Origin of the sequence: Gilliamella sp. GillExp13 (genome assembly GCF_001690815.1) — a bacterium.
In the GTDB taxonomy this organism is placed as follows: Bacteria; Pseudomonadota; Gammaproteobacteria; order Enterobacterales; family Orbaceae; genus Gilliamella; species Gilliamella bombi.
This window is the reverse complement of sequence record NZ_LZHJ01000117.1, coordinates 1-12,902: the sequence shown is the minus strand read 5'-3', so window position 1 is coordinate 12,902 and position 12,902 is coordinate 1. Positions and strand designations below refer to the sequence as shown.

10 protein-coding genes are annotated in these 12,902 nt (G+C 36.3%); 3 read left to right on the top strand and 7 right to left on the bottom strand.

Going from position 1 to position 12,902, the window contains the following annotated elements:
• Window positions 1-23 precede the first annotated feature (23 nt).
• The 5 genes from cmk to prfC form a co-directional block, all read right to left on the bottom strand.
• On the bottom strand, window positions 24-704 hold the full coding sequence (gene cmk, locus A9G37_RS08405) for a (d)CMP kinase (RefSeq protein WP_065575234.1): 681 nt from the start codon (window positions 702-704) through the stop codon (window positions 24-26).
• Between the two features lies 1 nt (window position 705).
• Entirely contained in the window at window positions 706-1,986 is a 1,281-nt protein-coding gene (gene aroA, locus A9G37_RS08400) for a 3-phosphoshikimate 1-carboxyvinyltransferase (protein ID WP_065575233.1), read from the bottom strand.
• A gap of 21 nt (window positions 1,987-2,007) precedes the next feature.
• On the bottom strand, window positions 2,008-2,880 hold the full coding sequence (locus tag A9G37_RS08395; RefSeq protein WP_065575232.1) for a helix-turn-helix domain-containing protein: 873 nt from the start codon (window positions 2,878-2,880) through the stop codon (window positions 2,008-2,010).
• Between the two features lie 130 nt (window positions 2,881-3,010).
• A complete protein-coding gene (ptrA, locus tag A9G37_RS08390; protein WP_176701893.1) occupies window positions 3,011-5,857 on the bottom strand; it encodes a pitrilysin in 2,847 nt (948 codons plus the stop codon).
• Window positions 5,858-6,033: 176 nt separating this feature from the next.
• The gene (prfC, locus tag A9G37_RS08385; RefSeq protein WP_065575230.1) at window positions 6,034-7,626 is read right to left on the bottom strand and encodes a peptide chain release factor 3; all 1,593 of its coding nucleotides are present in this window, start codon (window positions 7,624-7,626) and stop codon (window positions 6,034-6,036) included.
• A 205-nt stretch (window positions 7,627-7,831) separates the two neighbouring features.
• On the opposite strand from prfC, the gene ilvY reads away from it, so the two are divergent.
• Both ilvY and A9G37_RS08375 read left to right on the top strand, forming a co-directional pair.
• Complete coding sequence (gene ilvY, locus A9G37_RS08380; RefSeq protein WP_034912953.1) at window positions 7,832-8,734, top strand: HTH-type transcriptional activator IlvY; 903 nt, start codon at window positions 7,832-7,834, stop codon at window positions 8,732-8,734.
• A gap of 119 nt (window positions 8,735-8,853) precedes the next feature.
• Window positions 8,854-11,031: a 3-hydroxybutyrate oligomer hydrolase family protein gene (locus A9G37_RS08375; RefSeq protein WP_034912957.1), complete on the top strand. Its 2,178-nt coding sequence runs from the start codon at window positions 8,854-8,856 to the stop codon at window positions 11,029-11,031.
• A gap of 66 nt (window positions 11,032-11,097) precedes the next feature.
• On the opposite strand, the gene A9G37_RS08370 is transcribed toward A9G37_RS08375, so the two are convergent.
• Entirely contained in the window at window positions 11,098-11,679 is a 582-nt protein-coding gene (locus A9G37_RS08370) for an acyl carrier protein phosphodiesterase (RefSeq protein WP_034912961.1), read from the bottom strand.
• Between the two features lie 15 nt (window positions 11,680-11,694).
• Entirely contained in the window at window positions 11,695-12,501 is an 807-nt protein-coding gene (locus A9G37_RS08365; RefSeq protein WP_065575229.1) for a siderophore-interacting protein, read from the bottom strand.
• A gap of 164 nt (window positions 12,502-12,665) precedes the next feature.
• On the opposite strand from A9G37_RS08365, the gene A9G37_RS08360 reads away from it, so the two are divergent.
• Window positions 12,666-12,902: helix-turn-helix domain-containing protein (locus A9G37_RS08360; protein ID WP_065575228.1), on the top strand; the 237-nt coding region annotated here is incomplete at its 3' end.

Below are 12,902 nucleotides of genomic sequence, written 5' to 3'. Positions count from 1 at the left end.
CTAGGTTCACGCTATAATTTAAGTTACAACGCAAGTTTTTCGTTTATATACTTAATAGATTGATTAAAAACATCTTGAATAAACAGTGATGTAGTATCAATTATTAGAGCATCAATTGCAGGTTTAAGTGGCGCAACGGCGCGATGACGGTCTCTTTCATCACGCGCAGTTATTTCCTGCAAAATTTCGGCGAATTTAACATTATTTTGCTTATCTTGCAACTGTTTCATTCGCCTTTCTGCACGAGAATGGGCACTAGCATCAAGAAATATCTTAACAGGGGCATCACTAAATACTACACTGCCCATATCACGACCATCCGCAACCAATCCAGGTGCTTGCTTAAAGTCACGTTGACGTTGTAATAAAGCTACTCTAACCGAATTAATTGCTGCCACTTTTGATGCGGCCCCCCCCGTTTGTTCTGTACGGATTTCTTTAGTCACATCAACCTGATTTAATAACACTTTAACATCATAGCCTTGCGTATCAAACGTTAGCGGCAAAGTAAGAGCTAGTTGTTCAAGTTTATAGGCATCATCTAGCGCAATATCTTGCTTAAGCGCACTAAGTGCTAGCACACGATAGATAGCACCAGAATCTAAAAGATGCCATTTAAAATGATTGGCTAATGCTTGACATAACGTACCTTTACCGACACCACTTGGTCCATCAACAGCAATAACGGGAACAGATTTATTCATTTCATTCTTCGCTTAATCGTTTAAATTGTTCGAAATAATCAGGAAAAGTCTTCATTGTGCATTTAGGATCTAATATCGTCACAGAAGTATCAGAAAGCGCCACTAGCGAAAAACACATAGCAATACGATGATCATTATAGGTTTCGATTTCAGCATGGTTTAATTTAATTGGTGGAATAATAGTAATATAATCGTGACCTTCATCAACAGTTGCACCAACCTTTCTTAATTCTGTTGCCATTGCATATAAGCGATCAGTTTCTTTCACTCGCCAATTATAAATATTACGAATCGTAGTAGGACCTTTAGCAAACAATGCCGTTGTAGCAATAGTCATTGCCGCATCTGGAATATGGTTCATATCCATATCAATGCCATTTAATTCACCATGTGAACATTCAATATAATCATCAGCCCAAGTGATTTTAGCACCCATTTTTTCAAGTACATGAGCAAATTGGGTATCGCCTTGTAAGCTATTTTTTCCAATGCCAGTTACTTTAACACTACCGCCTTTAATTGCAGCCGCTGCTAAAAAATAAGAAGCAGAAGACGCATCGCCTTCAACTAAATAATCGCCTGACGATTGATAACACTGATTAGCTTTAACAGTAAATTTTTGATAATTGTGATTGGTAACTAAAACACCAAACATAGCCATCATTTTGACTGTAATATCAATATAAGGTTTAGAAACAAGATCACCAATAATAGTAATTTCTGTGTCTTGTTTTGCTAATGGCGCAGCCATTAATAGTGCAGTTAAAAATTGGCTAGATACCGAACCATCAACTTTGATATCACCACCTGTAAAACCGCCTTGAATATGTAGTGGTGGATAGCCTTCATTTTCAAGATAATCAATTCTAGCTCCAACTTGTCGCAAAGCATCGACCAAATGACCAATTGGGCGTTCTTTCATGCGTGGTTCGCCCGTTAACACAATATTATTATTTCCAAGACATAACGTAGCAGTTAAAGGACGCATTGCTGTACCAGCATTACCCAAAAAAAGCTCTAATGCATGGTCGGATTGCAAAATACCGCCCACACCTTGCACATCACAAATCGTGCGATCGTGTGATAACTGGTACTTCACACCTAATGCTGCAAGCGCATCAAGCATATAACGCACATCATCACTATCAAGTAAATTCGTTAACCGTGTATTACCTTTACTCAATGCTGATAGTAATAACGCACGATTAGAAACACTTTTTGAACCAGGCAAATTGATAGTACCATTAAATCTTTTTATCGGTTGTAATGTTAAGGATAACATAAGGACTCTCTTTAATATTCTTTAAAATTTCTCTAACGTCGCTTTCAATAAATCAATTGCTTGCTTATCTTTAGCACTATTTTCCCATAACTTATCAAATAAATGGCGATACCGTTTAATTGCCTCATAAGATGACGTAATCGATGCAATACCGGTAGTAACATTAGGTAACTCACCTAATCGAAATGGGCTCATTGCTAATGAAATAGGATTCCCATCTTGATAAAAAATCTGAAAAGCAATTGACGGAATAGCTTCTTGTGTAATAGCAATTGTTGGCGCAAGAGATTGTTGTTCAATTAACAGAATTAAGTGATAAACTTCTTTGCGTGCTAGTAGCATTCTTTCCGATTTTTTACCCGGCGAAATAGTTAAATTGCCTACCAAACCAATATGTAAAAAACGTTCTACATTACGTAAACTGATTAAATTAATAACTTTTGGAATTGATTGACAGAACTGAGTTTTACGATCTTTTAAAATGGATAAGGTAGTGGCATATTTTTGAGGATCAGCGGGTTTACTCGATTCATTTAACATCATCGCTAAATGAGACAAATAATCAGAAGAAGTTAATAAAAATGAAAAAGGATCGAAATGAGAATAGATATGAGTTGATTGCTCTTCTAATTGACGCATACGTTCAAAAAAACCTTCACCACTCGAATAATATTCAGTATCAATGCCGAGTAAACTAGCAAAAGACGTATCGAGTAAGTAAGCCAATCGCTCTAGAGTTTCAATTTTAACGATCTCACCTTTTTCTAACCGATATACTGCTGCTCTTGAAATTTTAAGACTTTCTGCAACATCTTCAGCCTTCAAAGAGGCAGCAATCCGATACGCACGCAGACGCTGACCTATAGCACAATAATCAATCGATCCAGTAATCATAATACACTCAAACTATTAGGATTTTGGCAGTGTATCACAAGGTGATAGCAATGCCAATTTTTGGCAAAATGTTTTATTCCTATCTAAGTTTTTCTCCTACTATATTAACTTTTATATTATTGATAACAATTTATTTAGTCTGCGACTGTAGTAATATAGCCTGCAAAGCTGATGCATTCTTATATTCGGTATACTCAGTTATTGCTTGTGGCTGCTTTAATATATCAGTTGTATTGCCAAGTACTTGTGATGCCATTACAAATCCGTTAGGTTGCATTACTGAACGTTTATAAAAATCAATCAAATCTTGCTTAGTGATTTTTTGCAATTGCTCGATTTTTTTATCCTTTGAATCAAACGCAAAACGTGAATTACAGTAGTCAGGCATATAACGACCAAACTCCTCATCCAATGTTTGCGGAGGCATTTTCAATTCATCAAGTACCGCTTTTTTATATTGTTCAATATCTTTTTTCGATAATGCTTGCAATTTATTCAGCATAACTGGATAAAATTCTTGGTAGCGTTTAATTAAATAAGCCGGATCATATTGATTACTTTGGATGATAAAACTCATTCCCGACGAATCACCAACCGTAATAGGCTCTGCAAATACAGCATAACCAAGTTGCTCATTGGTGCGTAACTGATCAAAAAACCAAGGTGAAATAATTTTAGAAAGAGTATAACTTATCATGCTACTACTAATTCGATCATAACCCATTGGAATATAGCTCATCATTAAAGCATTATCAGTGCTTTTTGCATGTTGAGTTATTTTAGCCTCTAACGAGTTTTTAATCTGAATATTATTAACAGGAGTAAATTCAACATCACGCACTAATGTTTTCTGGATGGCATGATAAAGATCTAAAGAGTCCTCGTTAGACAAATTACCCAAGCTAAGCATATAAGGTACTGAGTGAGTTAATAAGTTATCACGGTAAGTTAACAGCTCATCAATAGTCATATTTGCTGTAATTTGTCGTTTTTCATCTCGTTCAAAATAATGCGGTAATACCGACAATGCATTAATAGGATTAAGCGCCAACCAATAACTTTTAGCATGCTCAGATTTATCCAATTCCTGCAAATACCAAGATTTAGCTAACACTAAGCTTTGCTCATCAATCGTCACATTGCGATAACTATTAAGAATTGCTGTTACCATTTTAGGTAGATGCTGACTAAAGCCACTAGCAGAAATCATCAGGCCATTATCATTATTTGTTGATAACGAAATACCCGCAACCCTAGCTTGAAATCGTAATTGTTCTAAATTACGACTTGCAATGTAATCAAGTAAATTAAAAGCGACCTCTGCTTTAGCATCACTAAAAGCCTGGTTATTCCGTAACGAAACCACAATCGCCGCTTTAGGTTCAGTTTTGAAATATTGACTAACAAAATGAAGATGATTACCCCGTTTACTAAACCCAGCTGGTTGAGCTTGAGCACGGTTTTGCTTCACAATTGAAAAATTGTCAGGAATATAAGGATTTAATTCAGGTAAACTAAATGTGAAATTTTTGCCTAAAGCCAACCAATTCGCTTTTTGCTCACTAGTAATATTATCGATTTTATAAGGTGCGTCTACAAAATAAGCCGTCTTATTAGTTGTTTCATTTGGTGAAATAATCCAAACTCTAACGTTATCCGGCGTTAGGCTTTTTAAACGAGCGGTGATCGCTGTTTTATCAAAATTATTAGCAATAAAATCAGAATTTAATATATTTTTAACGGGGTACAACAACATCTGATCAGATAGCCATTCCACATAAGACATATCACGCTCAACATCCTGATACTTAAATTCTAGAGCTAAAACTTTCTTAAGTTCTTCATAATAAGCATCAGAAATTCCTTGCTTTTGAATTAACTGTAAATAATTAAAAATAGCCCCAATAACTTTATCTTTTTGAGCGAGACCATCGTCGGTTAAGCTCACATTAATACTCAACATACCGCTATTACCATAACGGATAGGGTTGATAGACGAACTAATACCTTCAATAAGCCCCTGCTTTTGTAACTGATCAGACAACGTATTGGTGCTACTGTTATCAATTAAATAAGTGATATATTCATCACTTTTATCAGCAAATTTATCTAAATTGTTTTCCATTGGAAATTGTAAAAATAGCAATTTTTTAGGTTGCGCTGGCACCATTGCAATCTGTTTGCTTAGCACATTTGGTGTGATCGCTGGCTTATCAACTATTGGAGCATTAATATTTTTATTAGGGATTTTACCAAAGGTGTTTTCAGCTAATTTTGCCAATTTATTGATCGACTGATTACTATAAATTACCCCCACCATGATATTAGACGAATAATAATCTTTATGGAAAGTCACTAAAGCATCTTGTAATTTACTACTTGGTTTATCACTTAATGTTTCTAAATTACCACCCGAAAACTGTGCCGATGGATGATTAGGGTTAATAGTTTCGGAATTAACTTGCCCGATCCTAAAACCATCATTTGATCTGGCCATTGTCAATTCAGCATTAACTGCATTACGTTCTTTATCGGCAAATTTAGGATCTAAATTGGGCTCAGCAATAGCATCAGCTAAATAATCCAGCGCTTTATCAAATACGCTATTTTCAACTTCAAAATAAAAAGCCGTTCTATGTGCCGCAGTGCTAGCATTATAACTCCCCGAATGACGACTTAAAAATTGAGAAAAGCTTGCTGGTTCTGGGTAATTTTTCGATCCCATTAATACCATATGTTCAGCATAATGAGCCAACCCTTGCTGATCTTTGGGATCTTGCAACGAGCCGACAGGCAATGCTAATGATGCCAGTGATTTTACAGCATTAGGATCAGACACAAGTAACACACGCATTTTATTTGATAGCTCAACCACTTCATATTGGCGCTTATCGCGCTCGCTTTGCTGAACTTTTTCTAACAAAACTGGGCTCACAAGCTTATTTTCAATAGCAAACAATACCGGTGAAGTAGTCATAGTTAATAATCCAATAAAACTACTAATTATTAAATTGACTATTTTTTTATTTTTCAAATCCATAATATTCACTCGCTTGACTTTATCATCAAAAAAATGCTGTTAAAAAGAAAGAAGCGGATGTATCAAAATGCTTAAACATAATGATAGATTCCGCTATTTTGTAATGAATACAATTAATGTTCTCGAGTTTTTCTAAACTCAATATCAGGATATCTTTCTTGGGTTAAATTTAAATTAACCATACTTGGTGCCACATAAGATAGATTATCCCCACCATCTAAGGCCAAATTCTGTTCACATTTTCGTTTAAAATCTTCGAATTTTTTCACATCGCTACACTCAACCCAACGCGCTGTTGTCACATTAACTAGTTCATAGATAGCTTCGACGTTATACTCTGATTTTAATCGAGTAACCACCACATCAAACTGTAAAACTCCTACAGCGCCCACAATTAAGTCATTATTGGTTAATGGACGAAACACTTGTACAGCACCCTCTTCGGACAATTGAACTAATCCTTTTAATAACTGCTTTTGTTTAAGTGGATCTTTAAGACGAATTCGACGAAACAGTTCTGGTGCAAAGTTAGGAATGCCTGTAAATTTCAGATCTTCACCTTGTGTAAAAGTATCACCTATTTGAATCGTGCCATGATTATGTAAACCAATGATATCACCAGCATAGGCTTCTTCAACATGTTCACGATCACCTGCCATAAATGTTAAGGCGTCAGAAATATTGATATCTTTAGCAATACGTACATGTCGTAACTTCATACCCTTTTCATATTTACCCGATACAATGCGCATAAATGCAACGCGGTCACGATGTTTGGGATCCATATTGGCTTGAATTTTAAAAACAAAACCACTGAACTTTTCTTCTGATGATTCGACTTCGCGCTTATCGGTTTGACGAGGTTGAGGAGTTGGTGCCCAAGCTGTTAAACCATCAAGCATATGATCCACGCCAAAATTACCCAATGCCGTACCAAAAAAGACTGGCGTTAAATCGCCTGACAAGAAAGCATCTAAATCAAATTCGTTTGATGCGCCTTGCACTAATTCAAGCTCTTCACGCAGTTGCTGCGCTAAATCATCACCCACCGCTAAATCCAAATCAGGGTTAGTTAACCCTTTAATAATTCGGACCTCTTGTATTGTATGACCTTTCCCTGATTGGTAAAGGTAAGTTTCGTCTTTAGCTAAATGGTAAACACCTTTAAATAACTTGCCACAACCAATCGGCCAAGTAATAGGGGCGCACATAATATTTAACTCGTTTTCAACCTCATCAAGCAGTTCCATTGGATCGCGAATATCACGGTCTAACTTATTCATAAAGGTTAAAATTGGTGTATTGCGTAATCGTGTCACTTCCATTAATTTGCGAGTACGATCTTCAACCCCTTTTGCTGCATCAATTACCATCAAACAACTATCAACCGCTGTTAGCGTACGATAAGTATCTTCAGAAAAATCCTCGTGCCCTGGAGTGTCTAATAAATTAACTAAGCAGTCATTATAAGGAAACTGCATCACAGATGTAGTAATTGAAATACCACGTTGCTTTTCCATTTCCATCCAGTCTGACTTAGCATGCTGGGCATTAGCGCCACGGCCTTTAACTGTACCAGCTGTTTGAATTGCATGACCAAATAACAATACCTTTTCGGTAATGGTTGTTTTACCAGCATCGGGATGAGAAATAATTGCAAAAGTGCGACGTGCATTAACTTCGTCTAAATAAGTTTGTTCTGTCATAAAACTGTTTTAACCCACACAAAAATAATCGTATATTTTAGCAGGTATCTGTCCATTTTGCCATTGATGTTATATGTAACGTTATTTGCCTTATTTATTTATCTATGCATAATATTTACCTTAAGATAAGTAATGCACTATTTTACTGCTTTTTGTTAAAAAGTTTCAGGTAACTATGTGTTTAAGTATAAAACTGGAATTTGCTATGAACATTCGTGATTTAAAATTATATTTACATTTATGCGAAACCTGTCACTTTAGTATAACAGCAAATGCTATGCATGTTAGTCCATCAACTTTATCAAGGCAGATCCAACGACTTGAAGAACATTTTGGTCACCTGCTATTTATTCGCGACAATAGGCAAGTACAAATCACTTCGGAGGGCGAAAAAGTTAAACGTTTTGCTCAACAAGTAATAAATATGCACCAACAACTAAAATATGATTTAGATCAATCTAACCAACAAATTGTCGGTGAGCTCACTCTATTTTGTTCAGTCACCGCTGCATATAGCCATCTACCTGAAATACTTGATCGCTTTAGAATCCACTATCCACTAGTTGAAATCAAACTATCAACGGGTGATGCTGCTGACGCTGTAAAGAAAATTCAAGCAAATGAAGCCGATTTAGCTATAGCAGGTAAACCAAAACAGCTCCCTACGGGTATTGAGTTTTTAAAATTTGGCGAAATTGAAATGGTATTGCTAATACCTAAACTTAATAGCACGTTTAGTGACAAACTACATCAAAAACAGCCTGACTGGCATAATATTCCCTTTATATTGCCTGAACATGGCCCTAGTCGCCACCGTATTGATTTATGGTTTAAGCAAAGAAAAATTTCCAATCCCAAAATTTATGCTACGGTTGCAGGACACGAAGCCATTGTATCGATGGTTGCTTTAGGTTGTGGGGTAGCCTTATTACCTAAAGTCGTAATGGACAATAGCCCTGAACGAATCAGAGAGCGCATAACCGAATGGTCAACAAACTTAATGGAACCGTTTGATGTTGGTATTTGTGTACAAAAAAGAAGATTATCAGAGAAAATCATTGCTGCCTTTTGGGCAATTTGCAATCTCAATTTACCTAATAACGCATAACAAAAATATAGTGTATAATCACACGTAAAAAAATTAAAACTATATAACGTGTTAACTAGCATATACCTAATTTTTTATTAAGATTTTATGTAGCAGAATAACATTGCATGGTATTGAAAATGAAAAAGATAAAATTAAGAACGTTAGCCTCATTAATATTTTTTGTCGCTGTTACTATGCCATTAATGGCACAGTCCAATACCACAAAATCAGCCACCTCTAACATAAACGCTGGTACTGACAAAAACAATACAAAAGCCGATAGCAAAACGGCAACGTCAACCACAACTATAACAACCAATACTGAAACTAACAGCAGCACGCCATCCCCAATTGATAACACAATTAAAAAGCCAAAGTGGCTAGTTCGCAATACATTGGCTTATTATGATGGTGATAGTGATGACCTTGTTACAGCTGGACTTGGGTTTACCCCATTATCAACCACTATTATCGTGCCAGAAGTTGAAATTCCAGCTAAACCAAACTTTCAAGAACGCCGACAAGCCAAACTAAATCGCTATATTGACACCAAAATTGGTGAAGGAACACTATTTGGTTTTAGAAAGCAAGAACTAACCCCTTTGTTTGACGGTAAAATTGCAGGTACCGAAATATCAGCTGTACAAAGGCAAGACGGTGTTGGCATGTTGCTACAAATTCCACTTGATTTTAACAAAAATAAACCTTGCATTGTTGCGGTTCCCGCTAGTGATTCGGATGGAGTATTTAATACCAAAGATATACAAATTCGTGGATTGTGGGGACTCCGTCACAACTGTGCAGTAGTATATAACGACAAAGGGCTAGGTAACGGCATTTATGATATTGAACGCAAACTTGGGTTCACCGTATGGGGAGAAGTGCAAAATGGTAACATCTTATTTTCTCCTTGGATTAATAATGAAGAAAAATATATTAAAAAATATCCCCACCGCTATGCTATAAAACAACTACACTCGCAACTCAATGCCGAAGCCCGCTGGGGGGAACACGTATTAAAATCCCTAGAATTTGCTTTTTATGAACTTAATATTAAGTTTTCACCGAATGATCAAGCTATATTCAACAAAGACAACACTCTGGTTTTAGTCTATGGCGCAAGTGATGGTGGTGGAGCAGCATTAAAAGCTGGCGAATTAGATGATCAAAATATGATTGACGGTATTGTTGCAGTTAATCCACAAATTCAACCAAATCTTGACAAAGCCTCAGTTAAACTCAAAATCGGCAACAACAACTCGCAAAAGTTAGAAGCCAAATCTATTGCTAATTACAGTGCTTATGGTGCGTTATATATACCATGTGCCATACCAGCCATAACAGCTTATAAAGACGATGCTTATGTACCTTATGCGGATTATTTTCTTTATTCACAAGAGCGCTGTAACGCCCTTAAAAAAGCAAAGTTACTTACTACAGGAACACCAAAAGAAGCGCTAGAAAAACTACATAAAAATGGTTGGACACCAGAAATGGACATCCAACTACCCTATTTTTACTACACTGAATCCATTGGTCTACCTTATCAATATATTAGTGCCTATGGCAAATATAGTGTCACCGAAAATATGTGCAATTTTTCGGTAGCAAGCACCCAGCAAAACCCAATTAACAACACAGGAAAAGTTGCACCATTAAAAGAAATTTCGTTTGAACAAATATGGGGAATGGCTAACGGTCATTTACCGCTTTGGAATGGCCGTAATGCAACGGTTTTGGATCTAGTTGAAAACGAAGATCTCAACACCCCAAGACGTGAATTTTATTCTAGCTCGCAAACGAAAAATACAATCGATTACGGCACCAAAGGATCGATCTGTGTTTATAAAAAATCACAAGAACCACGAGTTAACGAAGGCATAAAACAAGTTATGGCATCGGGTAACTTACATGGTATAAAAACCTTTATTGTCCATGGTCGGAACAATGTTAAACAATTACCAAACTATACATCGCGCGCTTATGTCGCATTAAACAGCTTGGTTGAAGGTAAACAATCACAACTGCGATACATTGAAGTAGAAAATGCCAGCTACTTAGATGGCAGAGCCCCATTTGACAACACATTACTACCAATTGATTATTATGGCGAAGATGCCATCGAGTGGTTATGGGCTAACTTAACCAACAACGCTACGCTACCAGTAAGCCAAGTTGTACGTACTAAAACTCGTGGAGGCAAAAGTGGTTATGCGCCACAAATAACCAACAACAACCTAAAACCGATAGCCCAAACGCCAAATAGCAACAGCATTATCCAAAAAACGGATGGCAAACTGATATTGCCAAATTAACAGTAAATATCTAAAACACTACTGGTTTAAGCACAGCGGCTTGAACTGGTAGCACCAAAATCCAGTTTAGCTGGTGCTATCTTTTACTATTAAACAGATTTTGGGATATAACAAAAAAAATAACGACTCTAATTGAGCATAATGCAGCTTAACATCAACAATTGTTTCTTTTAACAAATATAATTTTGGTCGTCTATTTGCCATGCCACTAAGGACATTACCAACAAAGTCAATAAAAGCATAATTTTCGAGCCACTCCCCTTGCCACATTGAATTCATAAAATGCTGATAATCTGCCGGATAAACGTCAATATAAGGTTGGATATGAGCTTTTGTTACTTGATTAAATTGAGACACACTCGACAACAAACCATAATTAGCCCAATGCTTTGACAAAAAATGATCCCACACAATATCTAATGTAATGGGTGCAACTCGCTGATGCGATTTTCTAAACAGCAGCTTAGCTTTCTTAACTTCAAGCAGGCTATCGGTCAATCTATCAATTTTACGGTGTAGCATAATGCCATCGGCAATATTAGAGTTATAAATTAAATAAGGATCACCTTTAACAAAATCAGCTACTGTATTACCAATCAACGAACTACGTGCTATCGTAGCCAAATGTAAATGAGCAAGAATATTCATAAAAGTAACCGTTAATTATTCACGATGTTTAAATTCGCCTTCGACGAAACCTTCTCGCCAATAACTAGTAATATGAAAAGCATCAGGCGACAAATGTATATATTTATCTTTAATAGCATGACGCACAGATTGTGCCAACGAACGCTCCATTCCTCCCCAAAACAACAACTTATTTTGCTCTGATAAATCAGTATTAATTACCGCATCAACTAATTGAAAGGGATTATCCCTATTTTGTATAAACCAATTCACCTTAATATTTTTATTATCTGGCAACGGCACTATATCACTTTTATGATTAACCTGTATAAAGGCAAAAGCCTTCTGATTTTGGGGTAGATGTTCAAGCGTATAACATATGGCGGGCACAGCCGAAATATCCCCCATTAACACCAAACAATTATCAGTAAATCGCAACTTGCTAGCTGCCGCAATCAAACCGATTTGGTCACCAATCTTAGCTTTTTGCGACCACACTGAAGCCAAACCTGTATCATGAACAGCAAAATCAACAAAAAATTGATTAGAGGCACGCTCAAATTCGCGCACACTATAACTACGAACTAGCTGACGTTGCTTATCACCAACAGCGATTTTATTATTATCATCAAGTTTAGGGAAAGTAATTACATTGGTTGAAGGATCAGGAAAAAGCAATTTTAAATACGGACAAACCCATAATGGATCGATATTTACTGGTTTATCGCTGCTAAACTGTATGCGAATAAAACTGGGAGATATTTTTTCAATATTCAATACCGTTAATAACGCATTAACGATGACTTTCTTATTGAATTTGATTTTTTCTATTTTTTCATCCATCAACTGATCCCTAAATTTATTGCTAGATGCCATCATCATACAACAAAATATATTAGAATAACCTGGATTCAAACATGAAGTGCAATTTTAAACACGGTGGAGTGAAGAAAGTAGAAAGGTGATTTATACTAGCACCTTCGCACCACCACAGTTTGGAGATTGCTATGCATTATAATCACCTTTCTAGGAAGGAAAGATACCAGATTTTCGTATTATTACAAGCAGGAAAGAATAAAAAAGAGATAGCCCAGCTACTCAATAGACATCCTTCGACAATAAGTCGAGAGATAAAAAGAAACTCAAAACCTAATCAAACCTATCGAGCACATGAGGCGGTAACACTCGCTAGGAAAAGGCGAAAAAACAGCGGTAATGGTAAGCCAATAGAGTCTTCGGTATGG

Bases quoted from the DNA above. Each gene is read 5' to 3' on its own strand.
- cmk (WP_065575234.1), bottom strand. From the start codon at position 704: ATGAATAAATCTGTTCCCGTTATTGCTGTTGATGGACCAAGTGGTGTC.
- aroA (WP_065575233.1), bottom strand. From the start codon at position 1,986: ATGTTATCCTTAACATTACAACCGATAAAAAGATTTAATGGTACTATC.
- A9G37_RS08395 (WP_065575232.1), bottom strand. From the start codon at position 2,880: ATGATTACTGGATCGATTGATTATTGTGCTATAGGTCAGCGTCTGCGT.
- ptrA (WP_176701893.1), bottom strand. From the start codon at position 5,857: ATGACTACTTCACCGGTATTGTTTGCTATTGAAAATAAGCTTGTGAGC.
- prfC (WP_065575230.1), bottom strand. From the start codon at position 7,626: ATGACAGAACAAACTTATTTAGACGAAGTTAATGCACGTCGCACTTTT.
- ilvY (WP_034912953.1), top strand. From the start codon at position 7,832: ATGAACATTCGTGATTTAAAATTATATTTACATTTATGCGAAACCTGT.
- A9G37_RS08375 (WP_034912957.1), top strand. From the start codon at position 8,854: ATGAAAAAGATAAAATTAAGAACGTTAGCCTCATTAATATTTTTTGTC.
- A9G37_RS08370 (WP_034912961.1), bottom strand. From the start codon at position 11,679: ATGAATATTCTTGCTCATTTACATTTGGCTACGATAGCACGTAGTTCG.
- A9G37_RS08365 (WP_065575229.1), bottom strand. From the start codon at position 12,501: ATGGATGAAAAAATAGAAAAAATCAAATTCAATAAGAAAGTCATCGTT.